Origin of the sequence: Kitasatospora sp. NPDC059577 (assembly GCF_042735475.1) — a bacterium.
In the GTDB taxonomy this organism is placed as follows: domain Bacteria; phylum Actinomycetota; class Actinomycetes; order Streptomycetales; family Streptomycetaceae; genus Kitasatospora.
Genome location: NZ_JBHWBZ010000039.1, coordinates 16,371 through 41,780 on the forward strand (window position 1 = coordinate 16,371; position 25,410 = coordinate 41,780).

At 73.9% G+C, this 25,410-nt stretch carries 20 protein-coding genes; 12 read left to right on the top strand and 8 right to left on the bottom strand.

Annotation, left to right across the window (positions count from 1 at the left end):
• Nucleotides 1–142 precede the first annotated feature (142 nt).
• On the bottom strand, nt 143–745 hold the full coding sequence (locus ACFV0O_RS26280) for a superoxide dismutase (RefSeq protein ID WP_380345860.1): 603 nt from the start codon (nt 743–745) through the stop codon (nt 143–145).
• 390 nt (nt 746–1,135) lie between these two features.
• On the opposite strand from ACFV0O_RS26280, the gene ACFV0O_RS26285 reads away from it, so the two are divergent.
• The 4 genes from ACFV0O_RS26285 (at nt 1,136) to ACFV0O_RS26300 (ending at nt 6,855) form a co-directional block, all read left to right on the top strand.
• Nucleotides 1,136–3,409: a M9 family metallopeptidase gene (locus ACFV0O_RS26285; protein WP_380345862.1), complete on the top strand. Its 2,274-nt coding sequence runs from the start codon at nt 1,136–1,138 to the stop codon at nt 3,407–3,409.
• Between the two features lie 602 nt (nt 3,410–4,011).
• Nucleotides 4,012–5,058, top strand: a complete 1,047-nt coding sequence (locus ACFV0O_RS26290) for a cytochrome P450 (RefSeq protein WP_380345864.1) — start codon at nt 4,012–4,014, stop codon at nt 5,056–5,058.
• An 81-nt stretch (nt 5,059–5,139) separates the two neighbouring features.
• Nucleotides 5,140–6,189 carry a JmjC domain-containing protein gene (locus ACFV0O_RS26295; protein WP_380345866.1) on the top strand — a complete coding sequence of 350 codons (1,050 nt, stop codon included), beginning with the start codon at nt 5,140–5,142 and terminating at the stop codon, nt 6,187–6,189.
• Between the two features lie 168 nt (nt 6,190–6,357).
• Nucleotides 6,358–6,855: a DUF6193 family natural product biosynthesis protein gene (locus tag ACFV0O_RS26300; protein ID WP_380345868.1), complete on the top strand. Its 498-nt coding sequence runs from the start codon at nt 6,358–6,360 to the stop codon at nt 6,853–6,855.
• On the opposite strand, the gene ACFV0O_RS26305 is transcribed toward ACFV0O_RS26300, so the two are convergent.
• Nucleotides 6,834–10,112 carry a type 2 lanthipeptide synthetase LanM family protein gene (locus ACFV0O_RS26305; RefSeq protein ID WP_380345870.1) on the bottom strand — a complete coding sequence of 1,093 codons (3,279 nt, stop codon included), beginning with the start codon at nt 10,110–10,112 and terminating at the stop codon, nt 6,834–6,836. The two genes, ACFV0O_RS26300 and ACFV0O_RS26305, sit on opposite strands and share 22 nt — an antisense overlap.
• 174 nt (nt 10,113–10,286) lie before the next feature.
• Nucleotides 10,287–10,466 carry a hypothetical protein gene (locus ACFV0O_RS26310; RefSeq protein ID WP_350525036.1) on the bottom strand — a complete coding sequence of 60 codons (180 nt, stop codon included), beginning with the start codon at nt 10,464–10,466 and terminating at the stop codon, nt 10,287–10,289.
• A 340-nt stretch (nt 10,467–10,806) separates the two neighbouring features.
• Here ACFV0O_RS26310 and ACFV0O_RS26315 point away from each other — a divergent pair, with 340 nt between their 5' ends.
• Complete coding sequence (locus ACFV0O_RS26315) at nt 10,807–11,379, top strand: hypothetical protein (RefSeq protein WP_380345872.1); 573 nt, start codon at nt 10,807–10,809, stop codon at nt 11,377–11,379.
• A gap of 54 nt (nt 11,380–11,433) precedes the next feature.
• Here ACFV0O_RS26315 and ACFV0O_RS26320 read toward each other — a convergent pair whose 3' ends face one another.
• Entirely contained in the window at nt 11,434–13,827 is a 2,394-nt protein-coding gene (locus tag ACFV0O_RS26320) for an FtsX-like permease family protein (protein WP_380345874.1), read from the bottom strand.
• Complete coding sequence (locus tag ACFV0O_RS26325) at nt 13,824–14,546, bottom strand: ABC transporter ATP-binding protein (RefSeq protein WP_380345876.1); 723 nt, start codon at nt 14,544–14,546, stop codon at nt 13,824–13,826. The genes ACFV0O_RS26320 and ACFV0O_RS26325 overlap by 4 nt, the downstream gene beginning before the upstream one ends.
• 205 nt (nt 14,547–14,751) lie before the next feature.
• Here ACFV0O_RS26325 and ACFV0O_RS26330 point away from each other — a divergent pair, with 205 nt between their 5' ends.
• Nucleotides 14,752–15,993, top strand: coding sequence for a sensor histidine kinase (locus ACFV0O_RS26330; protein WP_380345878.1), 1,242 nt, complete (start codon nt 14,752–14,754; stop codon nt 15,991–15,993).
• Nucleotides 15,990–16,679, top strand: a complete 690-nt coding sequence (locus tag ACFV0O_RS26335) for a response regulator (RefSeq protein ID WP_380345880.1) — start codon at nt 15,990–15,992, stop codon at nt 16,677–16,679. Before ACFV0O_RS26330 ends, ACFV0O_RS26335 begins: the two co-directional genes overlap by 4 nt.
• Before the next feature lie 94 nt (nt 16,680–16,773).
• Here ACFV0O_RS26335 and katG read toward each other — a convergent pair whose 3' ends face one another.
• Nucleotides 16,774–18,993, bottom strand: coding sequence for a catalase/peroxidase HPI (gene katG / locus ACFV0O_RS26340; RefSeq protein ID WP_380345882.1), 2,220 nt, complete (start codon nt 18,991–18,993; stop codon nt 16,774–16,776).
• A 279-nt stretch (nt 18,994–19,272) separates the two neighbouring features.
• Here katG and ACFV0O_RS26345 point away from each other — a divergent pair, with 279 nt between their 5' ends.
• The 3 genes from ACFV0O_RS26345 to ACFV0O_RS26355 all read left to right on the top strand — a co-directional run bounded on the left by ACFV0O_RS26345 (nt 19,273) and on the right by ACFV0O_RS26355 (nt 21,681).
• Nucleotides 19,273–19,686, top strand: coding sequence for a Fur family transcriptional regulator (locus ACFV0O_RS26345; protein ID WP_380345884.1), 414 nt, complete (start codon nt 19,273–19,275; stop codon nt 19,684–19,686).
• Nucleotides 19,687–20,078: 392 nt separating this feature from the next.
• Nucleotides 20,079–21,167 carry a PP2C family protein-serine/threonine phosphatase gene (locus ACFV0O_RS26350; RefSeq protein WP_380345886.1) on the top strand — a complete coding sequence of 363 codons (1,089 nt, stop codon included), beginning with the start codon at nt 20,079–20,081 and terminating at the stop codon, nt 21,165–21,167.
• Between the two features lie 97 nt (nt 21,168–21,264).
• The gene (locus tag ACFV0O_RS26355) at nt 21,265–21,681 is read left to right on the top strand and encodes a hypothetical protein (protein ID WP_380345888.1); all 417 of its coding nucleotides are present in this window, start codon (nt 21,265–21,267) and stop codon (nt 21,679–21,681) included.
• Here the strand turns inward: ACFV0O_RS26355 and ACFV0O_RS26360 are convergent.
• Nucleotides 21,676–23,019, bottom strand: coding sequence for a cytochrome P450 (locus tag ACFV0O_RS26360; protein ID WP_380345890.1), 1,344 nt, complete (start codon nt 23,017–23,019; stop codon nt 21,676–21,678). The two genes, ACFV0O_RS26355 and ACFV0O_RS26360, sit on opposite strands and share 6 nt — an antisense overlap.
• Nucleotides 23,020–23,113: 94 nt before the next feature.
• On the opposite strand from ACFV0O_RS26360, the gene ACFV0O_RS26365 reads away from it, so the two are divergent.
• The gene (locus tag ACFV0O_RS26365; RefSeq protein ID WP_380345892.1) at nt 23,114–23,734 is read left to right on the top strand and encodes an L-threonylcarbamoyladenylate synthase; all 621 of its coding nucleotides are present in this window, start codon (nt 23,114–23,116) and stop codon (nt 23,732–23,734) included.
• Between the two features lie 24 nt (nt 23,735–23,758).
• On the opposite strand, the gene ACFV0O_RS26370 is transcribed toward ACFV0O_RS26365, so the two are convergent.
• On the bottom strand, nt 23,759–24,472 hold the full coding sequence (locus tag ACFV0O_RS26370; protein ID WP_380345894.1) for a hypothetical protein: 714 nt from the start codon (nt 24,470–24,472) through the stop codon (nt 23,759–23,761).
• Nucleotides 24,473–24,701: 229 nt separating this feature from the next.
• On the opposite strand from ACFV0O_RS26370, the gene ACFV0O_RS26375 reads away from it, so the two are divergent.
• Nucleotides 24,702–25,364: an NADPH-dependent F420 reductase gene (locus ACFV0O_RS26375; RefSeq protein WP_380345895.1), complete on the top strand. Its 663-nt coding sequence runs from the start codon at nt 24,702–24,704 to the stop codon at nt 25,362–25,364.
• Nucleotides 25,365–25,410 lie beyond the last annotated feature (46 nt).

Genomic DNA, 25,410 nt, shown 5'->3' on the forward strand with positions numbered 1-25,410 from the left:
CGCCGACCCTGCCGCGCACGGGGGAACGCCCCGGACCGCCCGCCCGCGCGCGGGCCCCCCCGCCCCCCCCCCCCCGCGCGCGGGCGGCGCCCCCCGCCCGCCGGCGGCGCCCCCGGGCGCCGTCGACGCCCGGGGCCGGCGGTCAGGCGCCCGTGACGGCCGCGAAGCGGGCCGAGACGTCCTGCCAGTTGACGACGTCCCACAGGCGGGTGACGTAGTCCGGGCGGACGTTGCGGTACTGCAGGTAGTAGGCGTGCTCCCAGGCGTCGAACGCCAGCAGCGGGGTGGTGCCCTGGCCCACGTTGCCGTGGTGGTCGTAGACCTGCTCCACGATCAGGCGCTCGCCGAGCGGCTCCCAGGAGAGGATGCCCCAGCCGGAGCCCTGGACGCCGGTGGTCGCGGTGGTGAGCTGCTTCTTGAAGGTCTCGAAGCTGCCGAAGTGCTCGGTGATGGCGTCGGCCAGCTCACCCTCGGGGCGGTCGCCGCCCTCCGGGGAGAGGTTCTGCCAGAACAGCGAGTGCAGGACGTGGCCGGACAGGTGGAAGGCGAAGGTCTTCTGCAGGCCGACCAGGCCGCCGAACTGCTCCTTGTCGCGCGCTTCGGCGAGCTGCTCCAGGGTGTCGTTCGCGCCCTTGACGTAGGCGGCGTGGTGCTTGGAGTGGTGCAGCTCCAGGATCTCGGCCGACATCGCCCGCTCAAGCGCGGAGTAGTCGTACGGGAGGTCGGGAAGCGTGTAGGTGCCCATCAGGACACGGCCCCTTTCGGCGGGTTGAACGATGCTGATCGTGCCGGGACAACACTATTGCGTATGACTTGCAGGAGCGAAGTATGGGCTCCCGCTTATTCCGCACGTCACATCGGGCACCACGGCCGCCGACGCCGGGTACGGGTCCCGCAGGGGCGCCGCCGACGTCGGGCGCGGGCCCCTCGGGGGCGCCGGCAACGCCGGGATCCCGACCCTTCCGGCCGAGGCCTGCAACGGACCTGACAACGTTTCGGTTTCGGCCGGCGGCAAATCCGTTCCCGGGGCTTCCCTCCGCGTCAACCCGTGTGCCATTTTACATGTCACACATCAGGAACCCGTGCGCCCCAATCACCGCACGACCTCCCTCAACGGCCCCGGAGGCCCCCACACATGCGTCCCTTCCGGATAGCGAAGGCGAACGCGCGCAGACTCCCTGCGCTCGGCGCCGCTTTCTTCATCGCCCTCGGACTCTTCGCACCGCAGGCCCAGGCGGCTCCCACCGCCGGTCCCCAGGCCAAGACCGCCGCACCCGCCGCCAAGGCCGCCGTGCCGCACGCGATCCCGGTCCCCAAGTCTCCTGACACACCGAAGGACGCGCGCCCCCTCGCCTCGGACCCGCAGGCCAAGGCCACCGCCCCGACGGCGGGCAGCACCGTCGGGGCCGCCAGGACGGCGAAGCAGCTCACCGCCGCCGCCAACGCCTGCGACGTCTCCGCGTTCACCGGCAACACCGGCGCCGCACTGGTCCAGCAGGTCAAGGCCGCCGGGCTCGACTGCGTCAACTCGCTGTTCACCCTGACCGGCACCAACGCCAAGGCCGCCTTCAACGAGGCCCAGATGGTCAGCGTCGCCAACGCCCTGCGCGACGCCTCCGCCGCCTACCCCGGCGACGACTCCACCTCCGTCGGCCAGTTGGTGCTCTTCCTGCGCGCCGGCTACTACGTCCAGTGGAACAACAAGGACGCCGTCGGCCCGTACGGCGCCACCCTGCAGACCGCCATCCGCGGTGGGCTGGACGGCTTCTTCGCCGCCCCGCACAGCAAGGACGTCACCGAGGCCAACGGTGCCACCCTCGCCGAGGCCGTCACCCTGATCGACAGCGCCCAGGAGAACGCCCGCTACACCGGCGTCGTCAAGCGCCTGCTGGACGGCTACTCGAGCGCCTGGACCGGCTCGATGGCCACCGCCGTCGCCAACACCGAGACCGTCATCGAGCGCGGCTTCGACCTGCCGGCCTTCACCGCCGCCCTGCAGGCCGACCCCTCCTTCGCCACCAGCATGGCGGGCTTCGTCACCCGCAACAGCTCCCAGTTGAACGGTTCCGACCCGGTCACCTCGATCGGCATCCAGCTCGGCAACCTGGTCGCCAACGACGCGCTGCGCGCCCAGGGCCGCCCGATCCTCAAGGACCTGATCAACCGCTACCCGCTGGTCGGCAACACCGGCCCGCTCACCATGAACCTGCTCTGGTTCGCGGAGAAGAAGGACAGCGGCAACTGCTCCTACTACGGCACCTGTGACGTCCCGGCCAGGCTCGTCCCGCTCGTGCTCACGGTCGACCACACCTGCAACGCCAACCTGCGCATCCGCGCCCAGGACATGACCGCGCAGCAGCTCGCCGACACCTGCACCAGCCTGGTCAACCAGGACGCGTACTTCCACAAGGTGGTCAAGGACAACGGCCCGGTCGCCAACGACAACAACACCAGCCTGGAGGTCGTCGTCTTCGACGACTACTACAACTACAGCCTCTACGCCTGGGAGATGTACAACATCGCCGTGGACAACGGCGGCATGTACGAGGAGGGCAAGCCCGACGTCGCCGGCAACCAGGCCCGCTTCATCGCCCACGAGGCCTCCTGGCTGCGCCCCCAGTTCCAGATCTGGAACCTCAACCACGAGTACACCCACTACCTCGACGGCCGTTACGACTTCTACGGCGACTTCGACGCCGGCATGACCACCCCGACCGTCTGGTGGGTCGAGGGCCTGGCCGAGTACGTCTCCTACAGCTACCGGGGCGTCCACTACGACGACGCCGTCGCCCAGGCCGGCAAGGGCACCTACGCGCTGAGCACCCTGTTCGACAGCACCTACGACAACGCCGACTCCACCCGGATCTACAACTGGGGCTACCTGGCCGTCCGCTACATGCTCCAGTCGCACCCCCAGGACGTCGACGCGCTGCTCGCCAAGTACCGCGTCGGCGACTGGAACGGCGCCCGCTCCCTGCTCAAGACCACCATCGGCACCCGGTACGACGCCGACTTCGCCACCTGGCTCAAGGCCTGCGCCGCCGACAACTGCGGCTCGCTGCCCACCTCCCAGGCGCCGCTGTGCACCGCCGCCGACGCCCGGCAGTTCGACAAGAACTGCCGCCGCGACGGCGTGGCCGCCACCACCGGGAACTACAGCTACAGCTTCCTGTACCTCCCGGCCGGCGTGCAGCAGCTGACCATCACCACCAGCGGCGGCACCGGCAACGCCGACCTCTACTACAACGGCGGCGCCTGGGCCACCACCGGCTCGTACCAGGCCAAGTCCACCGCCGGCGGCAACAACGAGACCCTCACCATCGCCAACCCGCCGTCCGGCTGGGTGTACTTCAGCCTCTACGGCCAGCAGGGCTTCGGCGGCGTCACCGTCACCACCAGCTACAACTGACCGACCGGGAGGCTCGGGCGACCGAGCGCTCCCGTACGCACCGGAGGGCCCCGCGGCGACGCGGGGCCCTCAGTCGTTCCCGCCGCCGTTCCCGCTGGCGTTCCCGCCGCCGGGCAGGCCGGTGGCCTCGGTCCTCAGCTCCATACCGCCATCTTCCCCCCACCCGCGGACGTTCCGGATCAGGGTTATAACAATTCCCCCAAGAATGGGCCGTCAACATTCCATAGAGATCCGATCATCTTCTGTCCGAGGGGTGTCGAAACACCGAACGGTCGGTTAGGGTCCAGGCACGAATGAAGCGCTTCGGAGTCCGCCAGCGGAATTACCGATTCGCTTCACGGCTCGGTGCGCACCCTGCGTCGCACCCACAACCACGAATTGGAGAAAGCCATGAAGATGATCAAGGCGATCGTCAAGAAGTTCAAGAAGGACGAGGACCTCGCCGCCAACGCCTGGGTCCTGCACGTCATCTGATGCACAGCTGACGGGTGGGGGCGCGGCGCGGCCGAGCCGCGTCCCCCACCCGACGGCGCGGCACGAACGCACGCCACCGACATTCCGACAAAGGCAGGGAACTCGTGGAAGAAATGGCGCCGGCCGCCGTGCGCAACCATTCCCTGGTTTATGCCCCGAGAATCCGCGACCTGCTGGACCGGACCGAGAAGGTATTCCGGATCGACCCGGCCACGGTCGGCGTCGCCGACTGCCGGCTCCTGGCCGACGTCGTCGCGGCACGCCCCGTGCGGTCCGACGAGCGCTCGGTCTACAAGCCGGCCGCGGGAGCCGACATCCCCCACGACAGCGCGACCCGGACGATCCGCGCGCTCGGACAGGACGTCATGGCGGGCATCCGGACACCGCCGCCCCCGGCCCGCGCACTCGCCGGCGCCTGGCCCTACGCGTCCACCTCCTACCTGCGCCGCTGGCTCTTCGCGTCCGACCCGCTGCCGATCTCCCTGCTGTCCAAGCGCGGCGTCACCCGCTCCGACACGCTCTCCCGGATCGTCGACCGCGCCGTCACCGTCCGGCCGGGCTCCGAGGCCGCAGGACGGTCGACCGCGCTGGCCGGACTGATCCGCGGAGCCTCCGACCCCCTGGACCGCAAGCAGGCCATCGCGATGTACCGGCGGGCGACGGCCACCCTCTGCGACGGCGTGGCCGCACTGGCCGGCAACGCCCTGTGGCTGCTGCGGCAGGAACGGGAACAGCGGGGCGAGGAGCGGGATGCGGCCCCCGCCGACCTCACCGCCGCCCTCTGGGAGACCCTGCGGCTGCTCCCGCCCGCGTGGATGCTGTGGCGCAAGGGCGGGGACGCCTACACCGCACTGCACCCCGAGATCGGCCCCGGGGACGACGTCGCGCTGTTCCCGCTCCTGATGCACCGGCACCCGGACTACTGGTCCGACCCGATGGAGTTCCGGCCCGAACGGTGGACCGGGGTGGCGGACCCCGAGAAGACGCCCGCCTTCATGCCGTTCGGGTTCGACGGCGCGCGCTGCTGGGCCAAGCACCTGGTCGTCCCGCTGGCCGAACGCCTGCTGACCGTCGCCTTCGACAACGGCCTCGTCATCCGGGGACCGCACCGGGACGCCCCCGTCCCCCTGCGCTCCCTGCTCTCCGTGCGGTTCGACGCGGCGACCGGGGCCTGACCCGGCGGCTCCGGGCCGGAAACCGCCGACCGCCGACCGCCGACCGTGAGAACCGAACCCCCTGACACCACGGGACACACCATGGAATCGCCCACGCTGGCCCACTGGGTCGGCGACGTCGAGAGCTTCGCCGACCACCGGTGGCAGCGCGAGCCCGCGGTCTTCACCCCGCAGGCCCCCGCCCCGCCGTTCGACCTCGACGCGTTGGACGACGCCTTCGACGGCGGGCTGCTGCGCACCCCCTACCTGGAGATGGTCCGCTCCGACAAGGTCACCGTCCCGGCCGAGGCCTTCACCACCCCGCGCGTCGTCAACGGCGTGACGTACGAGGGCTTCGCCGACCGGGTGAAGGTCCTCGCCCGCCTGCGCACCGGGGCGACGCTGCTGCTGCGGTGCGTCGACCAGTGGCACCGCCCGACCGGTGAGCTGGTGACCCGGCTGTCGGAGGAACTCGACCGGCGCGTCGAGGCGTTCTTCTTCCTCACCCCCGCCGGCAGCCAGGGCCTCGCGGTGCACCGCGACGACGCCGACGTGTTCGTCCTCCAGACCGCCGGACGCAAGACCTGGTACGTCCACGACGCGCCGGCCACACCGGACTGGTCCCTCGGAGAACTCCCGGACGACGAGCACTCGCCGCAACGCCTGCGCCGCGTCCTCGAACCCGGCGACGTGCTCTACGTCCCGCGCGGCTTCGCCCACCGCGCGGTGGGCGCCGGCGGGCTGTCCGCCCACCTGTCGCTGACCGTCCGCGACCTCTCCCTGGACGACCTGCGGACGGCCCTCGCACGCCGGCTCGCCGAGGGGTTGGACCTCCCGGCACGACCGCTCGGCCAGGCCGCGATCGCCGACGCCTGCGCCACCCTGCTCGGCCATGCCAGGACGCGGCTCGACACGGTCGAGCCCGGGGACCTGCTGCGCGCCGCCCGGGCGGCTCGGCCCTCCTCCGCGCAGCCGGCCTCGCCGGACGCACCGGCCGCGCGGAGGGGGCCCGGCACCGCGACGGAGCCGGAGACCTTCGCCGGCACGGCCCAGGCCTGGGAGACCGGCGGCCCCGGCACCGGACGCGCCGGGCTGGGGTCCGTCGGCCGCACCTGGCGCCGGCTGCGCGACGCTGCCCGCGCCGCCGACTGACGCCGGTCCGGCGGGGCGCCGGGCCACCGGGCCGCCGTTCGTCCGGCGGGTCCCGGCGGGTGTCCCTCGATCCGGGCGATTCCGAGCCGGGAACGCCGAGTTGGTGGCGGTCGATCACGGAGGAGTCCGTGCTGTCCGTTCCCGAACGGGACGGGCAGACTGTTCGGCATGCGATCCGACGATCAGAACGACATCCCGCCCAAGCCCGCGATGCCGGACGTCGCCGCCGCCCGCGCGATCGGCCCGGACGCGGCGGTGGAGGCACGGTGGCAGACGGTGATCCCCCGGTGGGAATCGACCGCACGCACCCACGGGCGCGGTCCAGGAAGTGAATGCGTCGACCTCGTCCGGCTGCTGCGGGCGGCGTACGCCGAACCCCGGCTGCGCCGGCTCTACCCCTGGACCAGCCACTACACCCTGCGGTTCAGCCGCTCGACGACCTCCCCGTGGACCGACGAGGGCAACCCGTTCGTGGAGCCGATGGGGGGCGGGGTCTACCGCGTCCACCCCCCGTCCGGCCACGACCCGCTCGGCAGTCCGGCCGGCCCGGAGGCGGCCGTCGCGCTGGTCGTCGAGCACCTCCCGCCGGACCTCGGACCGGTGGTCGACCGGGTCGAGGAGAAGGGGGACCGAGCCGGGGCCGGTCAGGGAGCCACCGGCGGGTGAAGGGCGAGGAGGGACGGCACGCGGGCCGGGGCGGCGAGGCGGAGGAGGCCGTGGCCGATGCCGGCGAGGCCGACCATGAGGGACGGGCTGTGGACGCCGTGCGGGAGCCCGCAGACCCAGCCGCGGGTGTCGAGGGCGTCCATGGTGGCGCGGGCCCGGGCGTGCCAGGGGACGCCCGCGAGGTGGAGGGTCTCCAGGTTGCCGAGGTCGCCGTGGCAGAGCGAGAAGTTGAGGCCGAAGCCCTCGCGGCGAACCGTGTCGAGCGCGGTGTCCCGCTCCTTGCGCAGCAACTCCGCTCCGTCCGACAGGAGTTCGGCGAGTTCGACCCGGGCCAGGGCGATCCCGGAGGCGCCGTGGCACCAGAGGGCGGGAAAGGAGGGGCCGTCCGGACCGCCGTCCTCGCGGACGTCGCGCCAGTTGGCGGCGGACGGGTCGAACAGGGTGCGCTCGTAGTCGAGCGCGGCGAGCGCGAGTTCGGGCAGCGCCGGATCGCCGAGGCGGCGGCCGGCGCGGGCGAGGGCCCAGGCGATCCCGGAGCCGCCGTGGGCGAACCCGGCCAGGGGGCGGTCGGCGGCCCCGGCGAGGGAGGCGGGGAGCCAGCCGACGCCGCCCTCGGGGTGCGGGGCGGCGGACCGGGCCAGGCGTTCGGCGCAGGCGGCCAAGGCGGCGGTGACGGCCGGGCCCGGCCGGACGGCCTCCCAGGCGAGCAGGCCGCCGATGGCACCCGCGTTGCCGGAGAGCAGGTCGTGGAGGGTGTCCTCGGGTGCGGTGGCGGCGATCCGGCCGATCACCAGCCCGGCCAGGTCGTCGAGTTCGGTGTCGGGGTGGTGGGCGGCGAACTGCGCGAGGGCGTAGAGCACGCCGCCCGTCCCGGCCAGCCCGCCGCCGAGCCGGTCGGCACGGCGGCGGATCTGGTGACGGAGCGTCAGTTCGGCGGCGCGCGCGGCCTCGCCGTGCGACCGGTCCCCGGTGACGACGGCGAGCTGGTGCAGGAAGAGCGTGATGCCCGCGGTACCGCTGTAGAGGTCCGGGCCGAGTTCGGCGGGGGCCCAGCGGCCGGGCGGCGTCCAGTTGGGGCCGGCCCAGGCGAGGTCGGCGCTGCCCCGGTGGGCCTCGCGGAGCAGCTGCTCGCCCGCCTCGACGGCCTTGGCGAGGGCACGGCCGGCGAGCCCTGCCGCCTCGCCCGCTCCGTCGAGTTCGCCGGCCTCGGCGGGTAGGTCCCGCACGTCGACGGTGACCGTCCGGCGCGGCTCGCGAGCACCGTCGGCCGTCGTCACCGACAGCCGCAGGAGCTGGAGTTGGTGGGCGAGGTCCTCCTCGCCGAGGCCGTCCGCCTTGGCGAGCGCGAGGTCCAGGGCGGGCCGGTCGGTGACACCGGGGATGACGGCGCCGGTGGCGGAGCGGGCGTCGACGCCGTCCGGGCGGACGGTGAAGACGGGCACGTCGCCGCGCCACAGGTCGGCGCGCTCGTGGGCGACGAAGGCGAGGGCGTGCTCCTCCCAGGCGGCGAGCGCCCAGAGCCGGTCGAGGTGGCGGTCCTGGTCGAGGGCGTCGCGCAGCAGGTCGGGGTGGCAGGCGGTGTTGAGGAGGCTGCGGTACTCGAAGGTGTCGCGGCGCAGCAGCCGGGTCTCGTCCCCCGCGAACGCCCGGAGCAGCGTGCGGAGCCGGTCCTTGTCGGCGGCCAGCAGCCGGTAGGCTTCGGTGAATCCGGCTTCCAGCGCGCCGAGGTGGTCGGCCAGTCGCAGCGGCTGCCCGGCGGGGACCGGACGGCTGCCGGGCGCTTCGACGGGCAACCTCCGGTACTCCAGGCGCAGTTCGTCCGTTCCCTGGCCGACGAGGACGGGGGCGGGCCGGGGCGGGAGGCTGGCCGGGTCCCAGCCGAGGGCGGAGAGGTCGGTGCCGCCGTTGCCCTCGTCCCACATGCGTTCGGGGAGCAGGCCGGAGCGCAGGACCGAGTGCCGGGCCCGGTGGCGGGCGAGCCGCTCGGACTCGGAGAGGTCCTTGGCGGGCTCGTGCAGGTCGGGGTGGAGGAGTGCCTCCAGGTCGATGAGGACGGGCTGGTCGCGGACGGCGAGCAGGTTCTGGGCGTGGCAGTCGACCGCGTCCAGGACGTACATCAGCGCCGCGAGGGTTCCGGCCCGGTGGTAGAAGTCGCTCAACTCGGCTTCGTCACGGGCCGGTTCCGCGGTGACGTGGGCGACCCAGCCGTAGCCGTCGCCGGGCAGGTGGGCGAGGTCACGCAGGGGCAGCCGCAGCCGGGGGTTGAGCCAGTGCAGGAGTTGCTGGAAGTGCGTCTCGGCGCCGAACGGGCGCGGCTTGTGGACGATCCGGACGCCGTGCTCGAAGCGCAGCGAGCCGACCGTGGCGCCGCCCCGGTGCGAGTCGCCGAGACCGGTGGTGAGTTCGGCGAGCCGGCCGAGCGGGCGGCCGTCCGCGAAGGTGGCGGTGAGGGCGGGCAGATCGGCGGCGAGCCGGCGGAACAGGGTGAGGGTGGTGTCCGTCCACTGCTCGGCGGCGGTGACGAGGCGGAACGCCAGGACCGGGTACTCGGCGAGGAGGTGCAGTGCCCGCTCGGGGCGGGTGAGCCGGTCCAGGAAGTCGCGGTAGCGCAGCTCGGGGGTCTCGCCGGTCGACTCGCCGGTGAGGCGGGCGACATGGAGCTCGGTGATGACGGTCCGGGTGGCCATCCCGTGGACGGTCGCGGTGAGCGCGGGGAGGGCGAGCGCGGTCAGGTCCTCGGGGGTGCCGAGCGCGGGGGCGTCCAGCGCGGCGATCCCGGCGCGCAGCCGGTCGCGGGCGTCGGCGAGCAGCGGTGCGACGAGCCGGGCGAAGGCGTGTTCCTCGGGAACGGCCGGGGCGGGCGGTACGGCCAGGGCGGGCGGAACGGCCGGGGCGGCTTGGCCCTCCGGAGCGGCTGCGGGGGCGTGGCGGTGGAACGCGGCGGCCAGGCGCTCGGCCCACGGGGGCACCCCGAGGCGGTCGGCGAGCGCGTCCGGGTGCTCGCCGAGGAGGGCGCGCAGGGCCTCCGGGTCGAGGCCGTCGGCGGCGAGGCGGCGCTCGAACCAGCCGTCCCGGTCGAACGGCGCCTGGGCCCGCCAGCGGTCCAGCTTCCGGCCGGCCCGTTCGGCGGCCTCCCGTTCGGCGGCCTCCTGTTCGATGGTCTCCCGTTCGAGGGCGCCGCCCTCCGGCACCGGGCCGCGGGCGGACAGCGGGACGGCTCGGGCGGCAGCCCGGAGGAGTTCGGACGCGTCGGCCACGGGGCGGTGCTGCCTCTCTGCTCTGGGCTGGGCTGCCCGGCACTGCATTGCGCTGCGCTGTGCTGCGTTGCATTGCGTTGCGTTGCACAGCGCTGTTGGACGGCCGCCTCCGAAGGGTGCGGCACGGACCGACGCGGACCGCCGGTAGGACCGGCGGCCGCGTCGGCTCCGGTGTCAGAAGCTGCAGACGTGCCCGCAGCTCGACCAGCCGCCGCAGGTGCTCGCCTGCACGGCCGCGGTCACGTAGAGCTCGTCCGTCGGCTCACCGGCCGGGTGGACCTGGTGGCCCTGACCGAGGGTGAGCCGGAAGTCCTCGTCCTTGAGCGCGCGAACCTGCTCAGCCGTGGGCTGCATGGTGCCTCCTCCAAGCGTTCGGTCTGGCACGGGTGTGCCGGGTCGGGATCCTGACAGCGGCCCACCCCTCACACCAGGGCTCGCGCATCACCGGTTCCGATTTCGGCCAGGATCGAAATAGCGTCCGCCCGGCGCCCTCCTCCCCGTTCCCCCAGGCCACGTCCGGCCCGTTCGCGCGACTCGGCCCCACAGACCCCCGCACACCTGTCCGAAAGCCGGACGGCTGCCACGGGGTGAACCCCGGCTGAGGTTTGAACGCCGCCCTCCTGTGGCACCGCCCTGCACCCAGGGTGACGATGGAGGCCCGGCCACCCGCCGGTCCCGGCCCGATCGGAGTGCGATGAGCGAGCAGCACAACGCCGTCCTGCTGACCTTCCCCGATGCCGCCGACTGGCGCCCGGCCTTCGAGGAGGCGCAGCACCTGCCGGGCCTGCGGGTGGCCGCCGCGCTGGAGCGCAGCACCGACGGGGTGCTCGACATCAAGGACACCTTCACCCGGGGCGCGGGCGTCGCCACCGTCGGCTCGGGCCTGCTGGGCGGGCTGGTCGGGCTGCTCGCCGGGCCGGTCGGCATGCTGCTGGGCTTCGCGGCCGGCGCGGCCCTCGGGAACGCGGCGGAGGAGCGGAACGCGTCCGAGGCCGGCGCCGCGCTGATCGTGCTCTCGACCCGGGTGCCGGACGGTGGCGCGCTGGTCGTCCTGGAGATGCGGGAGGCCTCGCCCGGCCCGGCCGACGACCTGGCCGCCCGGCACGGGGCGACGGTCGAGCGGATCGACGCGCACACGTTCACCGAGCAGGTCCGGGCGGCGGAGAAGAAGGCCGAGGAGCAGCGGGCTGCGGAGCATGCGAAGGAGCACCAGCCCACGGCACAGGGGCCCGCCGACGGGCCCGCCGAGGGGCCCGGCAAGGCCTGACCGCGCCGTCCGGCGCGCGCCGCCCGCCGCCACCCGGGCCTCCCGCGACCGCCGTCACTCCGCCCGCAGGGCGTCCACCGTCCTCGCCCGGGCCGCCCGGACGGCCGGGAGCAGCGCGCCGAGCACCGCGATCAGCACGCCGCCCAGTCCGAGCAACGCCAGCAGCGGGGTGGAGAGGACGTCCAGCGCCGAGGCCGGGAAGTTCAACCCGGCGGAGTGGCCCATGGCCGGCACCGTGACCCGGTGCAGCAGCAGGCCGACGGGCAGGCCGAGCGCGCCGCCGACGGCGCCGACCAGGACCACCGAGGCGAGCACCGCGGCCACCGTCTGCGCCGGGGTCATGCCGATCGCCTTGGTGACACCCGTGTCCCGTCGGCGTTCCCTGGTCTCCAGGACGACGGTGTTGAACACCCCGAGTCCGGCGACCGCCACCAGCAGCGCGGTCAGCGTGGCGGTGAGGGACCGCATCGCGAGGATCACGTCGCTGGAGCCGTGCGGCGCGTCGGCCTCGGCGGTCATGTGGGCGGGGGCGAGTGCGGCGCTGACGGCGGTGGCGAAGGCGGCGCGGTCGGTGCCGGGCTTGAGGCCGACGAACCAGACGGCCGGCGCGGGAGCCGTTCCGGGCGGGAAGGTGGCGGCGTCGGTGAACAGTTCGTCGGTCTGCGCGTGGGGGTCGAAGACCTCGCCGACGATCCGGACGGTGACGGCCCGTCCGTGGGTCGTGAAGGTCACCCGGTCGCCGAGCTTCGCCGAGGCCTCGGTCAGGAAGGTGGCGGGTGCGACGGCCTCTCCCGGCCCCCGGTACCAGCGGCCGGACACCATCCGGTAGCCGGCCCGGCTGCTGTCGCCGGTGAAGGCGGTCACCGTGGTGTCGCCGGCGACGCCGGGCACGGTGACGTCCTCGACGCCGGTGCCGTAGTAGGACGCGGTGCCGGGCTGGGCGGCCAGCGCCGCCGTGACGACGGCCGGGTCGGCCGCGACCGGCCCGGGCACCGGGGCCGGCCGGCCCGCGGCCGGCGCGTCGGGCCGTTGGGGGTGCACCAGGACGTCGGCGACGTCGTGGTTCTTCGCTTCCTGCACCCAGGCCATCGTGCCGCCCATGCCGACGGCGAACACCGCCGCCGCCGTGCCGAACAGCACCGCCGCGAGCGTCCCGGCGGCCCGGGCCGGGCGGGCGAAGGGCTGGGCGAGACCGAGGCTCAGCGGCCGGGGCAGCGGCAGCCGGGCGGCCAGCGCGGCGGCGCGTCGTGCGACGGCGTCCCGCCGGGTGCCGCCCGTCGTCCGGCCGACGGCGAGCGCATCCACCGTGCGCAGCCGTCCGGCACGGGCGGCGGCGGCCCAGGCGGTCAGCGCGACGGCGACGAGGGTGCCGCCCGCCACCGCGACGTCGACCCAGGGCGCGATGCCGGAGGTGGTGGTGCCGTAGAGCTGCCCGGTGGTGGCGAGCACCGGGACGGTCAGCAGGTTGCCGACGACCACGCCGAGCAGGGTGCCGGCGGCGGCCGGGACCAGGGCCTGGGCGACGTACGCCCGCACCACCTGGGCGGGGGTGCAACCGAGGGCCTTGAGGACGCCGATCCGCCGGGTCGCGGTGCCGACGGCGCCGGCCACCACGTTGCCCGCCACCAGGACGGACATCGCCAGGCCGAGCAGGCCGAAGGCGACCATGAACGGCAGGAACAGCGCGGTGTTGCGGTCGGAGCCCTGTCTGGCGGTGAGCCAGGACTGCGCGCCGGTGAGCGAGCCGGCGGGCGCGGCGGCGGCCACGGCGGCGCGGTCGGCGGCCACCTCGTCGGCGGTGCCGGCCCGGGCGAAGCGGTAGAGCAGCGCGTAGCCGGGGGTGTCGCCGGGCGCGGTGAGGGCGGCGACGGCGTCCGGGGTCACCCAGGCGTCGGAGGTGCGGCTGACGGACCGGGCGAGGCCGACGACCTTGAGCACCGGTGCTCCCGGCAGGCCGGGCAGGCGCAGCGTGCCGCCGACGTCCGCCTGCTGGTTCCGGTACCCGGTGTCGATCACCACTTCGTCCGGCCGCTCGGGCCACCTGCCCTGCAGGAGGTCGACGTCGTCGACGTCGGCGGCGGCCGGGACGCGGCCGGTGACGGTCATCGGCGCCATGGTCAGGCCGGGCGGGACGCCCGCGTCCGTTCCCGGGCCGGGTTCGGGGTCGACGGTGACGGTGCGGAACGGCCCGGCGGCGGCCGTCACCCCGGCGGCGTGCACGGCGGCGGCGAGCTGCCCGGCGTCCGTCCTGGTGCCGTCGAAGCGCGCGGTGAGGTGGGCGCCGTGCTGACGGTCGAAGGCCCGGTCGAAGGGGGCCTGGGAGGCGACCAGCAGCGAGCCGCCGAGCACTGAGCAGGTGGTCGCCACCATCGCGGCCAGCCCGACCGCGACCGACTGGGTCCGGCGCCTGCGGACCCCGGCGCGCACGACCCGGCCGAGCGCGGTCACGCCGTGACCTCCGAGTCCGCCTCGACCCGGCCGTCGCGCATCCGGACCGTGCGGGTCGCGCAGTCCTCGGCCAGGCTCAGGTCGTGGGTGACGAGCAGGACGGTCTGGCCCTCCTCGTGCAGGTCCCGGAACAGCTCCTTGACGTCCTCGCCCGAGGCCGAGTCCAGCGCACCGGTCGGCTCGTCGGCGAGCAGCAGCGTCGGCCGGTTCATCAACGCCCTGGCCACCGCGACGCGTTGGCGCTCACCGCCGGAGAGCCGGCCCGGGTGGGCGCGGGCGTGCCGGTCGATCCCGAGCGACTCCAGCAGCTCGCCGGCCCGGCGCCGGGCCTCGGCGCGCGGCACGCCGGCCAGTTCACCGGCGAGCACCACGTTGTCGGCGACGGTGAGGTCGTCCAGCAGGTTGAAGAACTGGAACACCATGCCGATGGTGGCGCGCCGGTAGCGGGCCGAGGCCGCCTCGCCCAGCCGGTCGACGCGGACCCCGGCCACGGTGACCGTCCCGGCGCTCGGCCGGTCCAGTCCGGCCACCAGGTTCAGCAGCGTGGACTTCCCGCTCCCGGACGGCCCGAGCACGGCCACCGACTCCCCCGCCCGCACGCTCAGCGTGACTCCGTCCAGCGCCGCCCGGGCCCCCGCGTAGTGGCGGCTCACCCCGTTCAGCTCGATCACCGGGCCGCCGCCCGGCCCCGGTCCTGTCACTCCTCGGACGCCGCTCATCCCCGCTCCTTCGCACGTTCCGCCTGCTGGTCGGCACGACGGTACGGACGGGCGGCGCCCGGTGGCGTCCGCCGCCCGCGGCAACTCCCGTACCGCGCCCGGCGGACCGGACGCGGCGTCATCCTTGCGACGTAGTCGGCGGATGTACCGGTCACCGCCGCCCGCGGGGCTGTGCCGGGCGGCCCGCGGCCCGCACAATGTCCCGGTGATCAACCATCCGACGGTGCGGCGGCTGCGCGCGGCGCTCCGCCCGGCCGACGGCCCGGGCGACGCCCCGCCGCCCCGGCCGACCCGGCGCGGCCAGGCCTTCGACGTCGCCCTGGCCCTCTTTCTCGCCGTCAGCAGCGGTCGCTACGCCACCATCGCGGACAATCCGCAGGTGACCACGGTGACCGGGCTGTTGCTGCTGGTCCCGCTGGTGCCGCTGCCCCTGGTGCTGCGCCGCCGCCACCCGCTGGCGGTGCTCTGGACGGTGCTGCCGGCCGCGCTGCTGGTCCGTCACCAGTCACAGGACATCGCGTACTCGGCGGGCGTGGCGGTGATCGTCGCCGCGTACAGCGTGGCCGCGTACGGGCGCCGTCCCGCGGCCGTGCTGCTCAGCCTCCCGGCCGCGACCGCCGCGCTGGTGCTGCTCTTCGCCGAGGCCAAGCTGCCGCACTTCCCCAACGGGGTGATCGCCGCCCTGGTGCTGGTGCCGGTGTTCGCGGTCGCCTACGAACTGCGGATGTGGCGCCGCCGGGTGGACGAGGGGCGGGAACGGCTCTCCGCGCTGGAGCGCGCGCAGCTGGCCGCGCTGCGGCGCGCGGTGGAGCTGGAACGGGCGCGCATCGCGCGGGAGCTGCACGACGTCGTCACCCACAACGTGAGCATGATGACGATCCAGGCCGGGGCCGCCCGCAAGATCCTGGACACCGCCCCGGACAAGGCCCGCGAGGCGATGGCCGCGGTGGAGTCCGGCGGGCGTGCGGCGATGACCGAACTGCGGCACGTGATGGGCCTGTTGACCATCGATTCGGAGACCGGCGGGGACCCTGCCGCCGAGGCCGACCTCAGCCCCCAGCCCGGCCTCGGCCGGCTGGACGCACTGGTCGAGGGCGTCCGCCGGGCCGGGCTGCCCGTCGAGCTCGCCGTCCGCGGCGAGCACCGGTCCGTACCGCCCGGGGTCGAACTGGCCGCCTACCGGGTCGTCCAGGAGGCCCTGACCAACACCGTCAAGCACGCGGGCGGCGCCGCCGCCGCGGTGACCGTCGAGTACGCCCCCGGCCGGCTGACGGTGGACGTCACCGACACCGGCGGCCGCCCCACCGGCGCCGCCGCCACCGGCAACGGGCGCGGCCTGCTCGGCCTGCGCGAACGCCTCGCCGTCTACGGCGGCACCCTGCAGACCGGCCCCCGGCCGCGCGGCGGCTACCGCGTCACGGCCCTGATCCCGTTGGAGAGTCCATGAACGCGCAGCCGATCCGAGTGGCGGTCGCCGACGACCAGGCCCTGGTCCGCACCGGCTTCCGCCTGATCCTGGAGTCGGAGGGGATCGAGGTCGTCGCCGAGGCCGAGGACGGCGAGCAGGCCGTCTCCGCCGTCCGCCGGACCAGACCGGACGTCGTCCTGATGGACATCCGGATGCCCGTCCTGGACGGACTGGAGGCCACCCGCCGGATCCTCGCCGCCCCGTCCGAGCAGCCACCGCGGATCATCATGCTGACCACCTTCGACCTCGACCACTACGTGTACGCGGCCATGGCCGCCGGGGCGAGCGGCTTCCTGCTCAAGGACGTCACCCCGGAACACCTGGCGGCCGCGGTCCGGCTGGTCCGCACCGGGGACGCGCTGCTCGCCCCCGCCATCACCCGCCGCCTGGTCGAGCGCTTCGCCCGCCCGGACGCCCCGACCGCCGCCGCGCCGCACCGGGAGCTGGGCACGCTCACCCCGCGCGAACTGGAGGTGATGGGGCTGCTCGCCCGCGGCCTCAGCAACGCCGAACTCGCCGCCCGGCTGCAGCTGTCCGAGGCGACGGTGAAGACGCACGTGGCCCGGATCCTCGGCAAGCTGGGCCTGCGGGACCGGGCCCAGGTGGTGGTCGCGGCGTACGAGACCGGGCTGGTCAGCGTGGGGTCGGTGCCCGAGCTGCCGTAGCGGCCGGGGCCGGGCGTGGGTCCGGGCCGGGGCCACGACGGGCCGGTCCCGTCGGCCGACCGTCGGCCGGGGCCGGGGCCACGACGGGCGGGGATCAGGCAAGGTCGAAGCGGTCCGCGTTCATGACCTTGACCCAGGCCGCGACGAAGTCCGTCACGAACTTCTCCTTGGCGTCGTCGCTCGCGTACACCTCGGCGACGGCCCGCAGTTCGGCGTTCGAGCCGAAGACCAGGTCGGCCCGGGTGCCGCTCCAGGTGACCTTGCCCGAGGCGTCCCGCGCCTCGAAGGTGTTCGAGTCCCCCGAGGTGGCGGTCCAACGGGTGTCCAGGTCCAGCAGGTTGACGAAGAAGTCGTTCGTCAGCGCGCCGGGGGTCGCGGTCAGGACACCGTGCGCGGACCGGCCGTGGTTGGCGCCCAGCACCCGCAGGCCGCCGACCAGTACGGTCAGTTCGGGGGCGCTCAGGCCCAGCAGGTTCGCCTTGTCGAGCAGCAGGTGCTCGGCCGGCAGCCGGTTGCCCTTGCCCACCCAGTTGCGGAAGCCGTCGGCCTTGGGCTCCAGCGCGGCGAAGGTCTCGGTGTCCGTCAGCTCCTGCGGCACGTCCACCCGGCCCGCCGCGAACGGCACCTCGACGGCGAGGCCCGCGGCCTTGGCCGCCTGCTCGACGCCGACGCCGCCGGCCAGCACCACCAGGTCGGCCAGCGAGACCTGCTTCCCGCCGCCCGCCTGCGCGTTGAACTCGCGCTGCACGCCCTCCAGGGCGCTCAGCACCGAGGCCAGCCGGTCGGGCTCGTTGACCTCCCAGCCGATCTGCGGCTGCAGCCGGATCCGGCCGCCGTTGGCGCCGCCGCGCTTGTCGCTGGAGCGGAACGAGGAGGCCGCCGCCCAGGCGGTGGAGACCAGCTCGGCCACCGACAGGCCGGTGGCGGTGATCCGCCGCTTGAGGTCGGCCACGTCCGCGACCCCGACCTGCTGGTAGTCGACCGTCGGCAGCGGGTCCTGCCAGAGCAGCTGCTCGGACGGGACCTCCGGGCCGCGGTAGCGCACGACCGGGCCCATGTCGCGGTGGGTCAGCTTGTACCAGGCGCGGGCGAAGGCGTCGGCGAACGCGTCCGGGTCCTCCAGGAAGCGCCGGGAGATCGGCTCGTAGACCGGGTCGAGGCGCAGCGACAGGTCGGTGGTGAGCATGATCGGCACGTGGCGCTTGGTCGGGTCGTGCGCGTCCGGGACGGTGCCCTCGCCGCCGCCGTCCTTGGGCTTCCACTGGTGGGCGCCGGCCGGGCTCTTGGTGAGCTCCCACTCGTAGCCGAACAGCGTCTCGAAGAAGCTGTTGTCCCAGGTGACCGGGGTGGGGGTCCAGGCGCCCTCCAGGCCGCTGGTGATGGCGTCGCCGCCGACACCGGTGCGGAAGCGGCTCTTCCAGCCGAGGCCCTGCTGCTCCATCGGCGCGTCCTCGGGGTCCGGGCCGACGTTGTCCGCCGGGCCGGCGCCGTGGGTCTTGCCGAAGGTGTGGCCGCCGGCGATCAGCGCGACGGTCTCCTCGTCGTTCATCGCCATCCGGTAGAAGGTCTCGCGGATGTCGCGGGCGGCGGCGATCGGGTCCGGGTTGCCGTTGGGGCCCTCGGGGTTGACGTAGATCAGGCCCATCTGGACGGCGGCCAGCGGGTTCTCCAGCTCGCGGTCGCCGGTGTAGCGCTCGTCGCCCAGCCAGGTGGTCTCCGGGCCCCAGTAGACGTCCTCGTCCGGCTCCCACTCGTCGACCCGGCCGCCGCCGAAGCCGAAGGTCCGGAAGCCCATGCCCTCCAGGGCGACGTTGCCGGCCAGGACGATCAGGTCGGCCCAGGACAGGCTGCGGCCGTACTTCTTCTTCACCGGCCACAGCAGGCGGCGGGCCTTGTCCAGGCTCGCGTTGTCGGGCCAGCTGTTCAGCGGGGCGAAGCGCTGCTGACCGCCGCCGGCGCCGCCGCGGCCGTCGCTGATCCGGTAGGTGCCGGCACTGTGCCAGGCCATGCGGATCATGAACGGGCCGTAGTTGCCGTAGTCGGCCGGCCACCAGTCCTGCGAGGTGGTGAGCACCTCCTGGATGTCCCGCTTGACGGCCGGGAGGTCGAGCGCTTCGAAGGCCGCCGGGTAGTCGAATTCCGCTCCGAGCGGGTTGGCCACGGCGGGGTTCTTGGCAAGGATCTTGAGATTGAGCCGTTCCGGCCACCACTGGCGGTTGCCACCGCCCTGGGTGGGGTGCGGCGCGCGCCCGTGGTTCACCGGGCAGCCTTCCGCGTTCGCCCCTACGCCGGTTGCATCGTGGATGTCAGACATGGGAATCCTTCCCTCACAAGGCGGATCACGGTGTCTTCGCTGGCTGCCTTCGGCACCTGTCGGTGCTGTCCGGAGCTTCGTGCCACGTGTTGCTGCTGCGTACCACAGCAACGGGAGCCACGTGCTGTTGCTGACCAGGCTAGCGCCGGAGCCGATCCTACGATGGACGGAATCCAAGTCAAGAAAGACACCAAGCCCATATCCGATCGGGATCCGGAGGCCGCAGGATGTGTATTGGTAAACTCCGGTCTTCCCCTTGACCTGAATAGGTGAACCGATATGAGTGACCTGCTGGAGCGACTGCGCGGGCGCGGCTGGCGCCTGACCTCCCAGCGGCGTGTCGTGGCCGAGGTCCTGGACGGCGAACATGTGCACCTGACCGCGGACGAGGTGCACGCCCGGGCGGCCGAGCGCCTCCCCGAGATCTCCCGGGCGACGGTCTACAACACCCTCGGCGAGCTGGTCACGCTCGGCGAGGTCATCGAGGTCTCCACCGACGGGCGCGCCAAGCGCTACGACCCCAACGCCCACCGCCCGCACCAGCACCTGGTCTGCACCGGCTGCGGCGCCATCCGCGACGTCCACCCCCTCGGCAACCCGCTGGCCGACCTCCCGGCCGAGCAGCGCTTCGGATTCACCGTCTCCCAGGCCGAGGTCACCTACCGGGGGCTCTGCCCGGTCTGCGCGGGCTGACCGCCCGTCCCGCGCGGCCACGGGGACCCCTGACCCGCTTCCGCGACCCCAACCGGGATGCGCACGCCGTCGGGGCGCCGGGAGTTCGGCGCTCCGGATGCTCCTCCCGTACGGCGCGGGGGCGGTGACCGGCAACCTCGCCGCCGGACGGGCCACCGACCGCCGGGGACCCGACACCGTACTGACCGCCGGATAGGCCGCACTGGCCGCCGCGCTCGGCGGACCGGCCCGGCTCGCCGCGGCCGCAGAGCTCCGCGGCGCCGCCGGCCGGACCGCCGGTACTGCTCCGGGGCACCGGCAGCCGGTGCCGGACACGGCCACTGGCCCGAGGTGCCGCCTGCCGGGAGCCCGGAGACAGTGGAGGGTGGGGCCTTTCCCAGCCTGGAGGACACGTGCGTGCCGACAGACCGGACGGGATGCCGCCGCTGCACCTGCCGCGGCACACGAGGCTGCTGCTGTTCTGCGCGTTCCTGCTGCTGGTCGCCGCCGTCGTGGCCGACCTGGTGACCGGGCCCGGGACGACGTTGTCGCCCGTGCTGGCGGTGGCGCCGGTGCTGGCCGGGGCGACCACCCGCAGCGCCCGGGTACCGCTGGCGGCCGGCGGTCTGGCCGTGCTGGCCGTCGGACTGCTGGAGACCACCAACACCGAGCTGCCGACCGAGGTGCACGTCACCGCGCTGATCACCGTGCTCGCCGCGACCCTGGCCAGCGCGGCCAACGTGGTGCTGGTGGCGGCCCGCGAGCGGGAGCTGTTCCAGGTCCGCACGGTGGCCGAGGCCGCACAGCGGGCCCTGCTACGGCCCCCACCGGAGCGGATCGGACCACTGCGGGTCGCGGTGCGCTACGTCGCGGCGGCAGCCGAGGCCCGGATCGGCGGCGACCTGTACGCCGTGGTCGAGACCCGCTTCGGAGTACGGATCCTCCTCGGCGACGTCCAAGGACACGGGCTCCCCGCCGTGGAAACCGCCGCGGACGTCCTCGGAGTGTTCCGCGAAGCCGCCCGCACCGAACCCGACCCGGGCCGGCTCGCCCAGCGACTGGACGCGGCACTCACCGCCCGCCCGAACGCAGACCGCTTCGCCACCGCACTCCTGCTCGACGTACCCCCGGACCGGGGCCCGGTCCGGGTCGTCAACTGCGGCCACCCACCCCCACTGCTCCGCCGCTCCGGCCGCGTCAGCGAACTGGAACCACCGTTCCCGGCACCCCCACTGGGCCTGCTCGGACTGACCGACGACCAGTACCCCACACGACACTTCGACCCCCAACCCGGCGACCTGCTACTCCTGCACACCGACGGCGTGACCGAGGCCCGGGGCGCCGGGGGCGTCTTCTACCCGCTGGAGGAGCGCCTGCCGGGGCTGCCCGCGGGGAGCCCCGCCGACCTGCTGGACGCCCTGCTGGCAGACGTGGGGGAATGGGTCGGCGCCGTCGGCCTGACCGACGACGCGGCGCTGCTCGCGATCCGCTGGGAGCCGTGATCGGAGCCGGGAGCGGCGGCGTCGTAGAAATGAGCACCGGCGGCAACCGAGACATCAGTCTCGCCTTGGCTGCGAACGCACAGGATGGAGCCGTGAGTTGGAGCAGACGTACGTCCTTCTGATGACGAATGGTGAGAACCGTCGCGCCGGCTGGCAGATCTGGGCGAAGGACCTCTTGGCGCAGGAAGTGGGTCGAGGCCGCGCGCGGGTCGTTTCAGAGCTGCACATCGTCCCGAGCTGGGAGCACCGCCTCTACACGGCCGATCTGCGCACGCCGTCCGGCCGGCGGGCCAAGGTCGGACTGCTCTTGGCCGAGCCCGACGACCACCCGCGGATGAAGGACTTCTTTCCTGGGCTGGCGCTGCTTGCCCCGGCTTGGGACGGCGGCTACCGGGACCTGGTGAGGCGGTGCGCGGAGGTGTTCGTGCCGTACCTCGAAGCTGGTGTCCCGATGGATTGGGCACTCCACTGCGAGCGCCCCCTTCGTTCCGACTCTGCCGCGCCGGAATCATGAGGTAAGGCCCATCGGCTGCGGCCGGGGAGCACCTGTCCATCCCCAACGAACACGCAGATCTTTCAGCCCGTTCTGAAAGTTCGAGACCAGTCGCTTCGGCGGCACGGCCGAAACGAGCTCCAGACCCGGCAGGTCGGCGACGATCCGGTGGATCAAGGCCGACATCTGGATCCTCGCAAGTCGCGCTCCCACGCAGAAGTGGGGGCCGAACCCGAAGCTGACGTGGTCGTTCGGCGTGCGAGCGATGTCCAGGCGGTCCGGCTCCGGGAAAACCGCTTCGTCTCGGTTGGCGGATGCGTGGTAGACGACCACCTTGTCCCCGCCGCGGATCAGCTGCCCGGCCACCACCACGTCTCGGGTGGCGGTGCGTCGGAAGTCCAGTACCGGGGGCCAGAATCGAAGCAGCTCATCCACCGCCGTGGGCATCAGGCCCGGCTGTCGACTCAGGCGGGCGAACTCGTCGGCATGGGTGAGCAGGGAGTACAGCCCGCCGGGCAGACCGTTGCGCAGCGTCTCGTTGCCGGCGACGGCGAACAGGAAGAACATCGTCTCGAACTCGGCGGCGGTCAGGCCGGCTTCGCGCATGCGGGCGACGATGCTGCCCGGCGGTGGCTGTTCGGCGAGTGCGTGGGCGTAGGCGAACATGTCGGCGAGCGCCGTGCGGGAACGCGGGTTGAGCGGGCGGCCGTCGGGGGTGGTGAGGGCCGCGGGGCGGTGGGCGAGGGCCGCGCGGCCGAGGTCGGTGAGGTGGGACGGGTCGGCGGTGCTGGATTCGGCGTGGTCGGGGTCCTGGTATCCGATCACCCGGTTCGACCAGTCCACCAGCAGCTGCCGGTCCTGATCGGGCACGCCCAGGATCCGGGCCAGGGTCCACACCGGCAGGTCGGCGGCGATCGGCACGAAGTCGGCCTCGCCCAACGGACGGATCGCGGCCACGAGTTCGGCCGCGCGCCCCTCGATGGCGACGGTCAGCTCGGCCAGCGCCCGCGGGGTGAACGCCGCGGCGACGGTGCGGCGCAGCCGGGAGTGGTCGGGCGGGTCCTGGTTGAGCATCATCGCCCGGGCGAACTCCAGGTCGGCCGGGGTGTCGGGGTCGCGGATCTGGGTCGCCCCGAGGTGCGAGGAGAACACTTCCGGTGTGCGCAGCACGTGCTTCACGTCCGCGTGCCGCAGCACCGCCCAGTAGCCGGTCCCGGCCGGCCAGTCCCCCACCGCCGGCTCCTCCACCCAGCACACCGGCGCCTCGGCCCGCAGCTCGCGGAACAGCTCGTACGGCACGCCCTCGGCGTAGGTGGCGGGAAGGAAGATCCGGTTCGCCCGCGCCTGATCGAAGCCCATGCCGACCGACCGTACGCCGTGCCCCGGCGACCTGTCAGGACGCGGGACGACGCGGCTGCGGGCTTCGGTCGCCGGGATCCCGTAGGGTCGGCCAATGGCGAAGTACTTCGACGTGCATCCAGAGTCCCCCCAGCCGCGCACGATCGGCACCGTGGCGGACAGCCTCCGGTCCGGGGCCCTCATCGCGTACCCGACCGACTCCTGTTTCGCCCTGGGCTGCCGGCTGGACAACCGCGACGGCCTCGAACGGATCCGGTCGATCCGGCGTCTCGACGAGCGCCACCACTTCACCCTGATGTGCGAGGACTTCGCGCAGCTGGGGCAGTTCGTCCAGCTCGACAACAACGTCTTCCGGGCCGTCAAGGCCGCGACGCCGGGCAGTTACACCTTCATCCTGCCCGCCACCAAGGAAGTCCCCCGCCGCCTGATGCACCCGAAGAAGAAGACGGTGGGCGTCAGGATCCCCGACCACGTCGTCACCCGGGCCCTGCTCGCCGAACTCGGCGAGCCCCTGCTCTCCAGCACCCTGGTCCTCCCCGGCGACGACGAACCGATGACCCAGGGGTGGGAGATCAAGGAACGGCTCGACCACGTGCTGGACGCCGTGGTGGACTCGGGCGACTGCGGCACGGAACCGACGACGGTCGTCGACTTCTCGGGCGGCGCACCGGAGATCGTCCGGCGCGGGGCCGGGGACCCGTCGCGCTTCGAGTGAGCGTCCGGCACCGAGCGGAGCGTCTCAGCTCCCGGCCGGGCCGGGCGGGGCGGTCGTCACCAGGACGTCGTGCACGGTGAAGAGCTGTTCGAGCGGGCCGGATCCGTCGGTCCGGTCGATCGCCTCCTCGACGGCGCGCCGGAGGGCCGGGCCGCGCAGCCACGCGGTGAAGGCCAGGTGGGCGGCGCCCCCGCGGTCCCAGAAGGCGTTGCGGGGCCTGCCGCCGCTGTCGAGCAGGAACTCGTGCAGCCTGTCGACGGCGGTCGCCGTCGCCAGCCGCTCCCACGCCGCCAGCCGGCCGTCGGTGCCCGCCGGGTCGGCGGCGGCGAGGGCGCACAGGACGGCCTCGGCGTCCCACCACGCGGGTCCGGTCAGGACGTCCGACCAGAGCGCGTCCAGGAGTTGGCGCAGGTACGGCGCCTCCGGCCAGTCGGACCAGCCCGCCCGGGCCAGCTTGAGGCAGAACGGCTCCAGGTCGGGGAGGGTGAGCTCGCCGGCGAGGAGGAGCTGGAGGATCCGGGGCGTGAAGTACCGCAGGTCGGCCGGGGAGCCGACGGTGTTCAGCACCGATGCGGCGTACCGCGTCAGGTCCTCGGGCCCGAGCCGCTCCCGGGGCGTGCGGAGCAGGGTGTCGATCGCGACCTGCGGGGTGCAGCAGGGGCAGGCGTCGATCACGGTGGGTCGCGGCGCGGCGGCGAAGGCGTCGGGCAGGCCGTCGACGAGGTTCTGGAGTCCCATGGTGGGGTCATTCAACACGGGTCGCGGGCACGCCTCCGGGTCCGGCCGCCCTGCGCCCCCGTCCCCGCCCTGGGCGTGTTCCCGGGTCCGGGCGCGGGCGCGGGCGTGGGCGCGGGCGCGGGGCCGGGAAATTCACCCCTGTGCGGGGAATCGCAGCGATCACCGGGTGGTTGGGCCAAGGCGACGAGCCAGTACGGACATCGCGGTACTCGCAGACGAGGGGCTTCCCATGAAGATCGGCATCATCGGCGCGGGCAACATCGGCGGCAACCTGACCCGGCGGCTGACCGCGCTGGGGCACGACGTCTCGGTGGCCAATTCGCGCGGCCCGGAGACGTTGAAGGGCCTGGTCGAGGAGACCGGCGCGACGGCGGTGACGGTCCCCGAGGCGGCGCGCGGCGCCCAGGTCGTGGTCGTGACCGTCCCGCTGAAGAACGTGCCGGACCTGCCCGCCGGGCTGTTCGACGGGGCCGCCGAGGGCGTGGCCGTGATCGACACCGGCAACTACTACCCGAAGGAGCGCGACGGCCGGATCGACGCGATCGAGGACGGCGGCATCACCGAGAGCCGGTGGACGGAGCAGCACCTGGGGCACCCGGTGGTGAAGGTGTTCAACGGCACCTACGCGCAGGACCTGCTGGAGCGGCCGCTGCCGGCCGGCGACCCGGGGCGGATCGCCGTCCCGGTGGCGGGTGACGACGAGGCGGCGAAGCGGGTCGTCCGGGCGCTGGTCGACGAGCTGGGCTTCGACACGGTGGACGCGGGCGGCATCGACGACTCCTGGCGCCAGCAGCCGGCCACGCCGGTGTACGGGCTGCGCGCCGGGGTCGCGGCCGTGACCCGGGCGCTCGCGGAGGCGTCCCCGGAGCGCCCGGCGGCCCACCGGGCCTGAGCCCGGTGCCCGTGCCCCGGGGCCTGCGTTCAGGCCTTGGGGCACC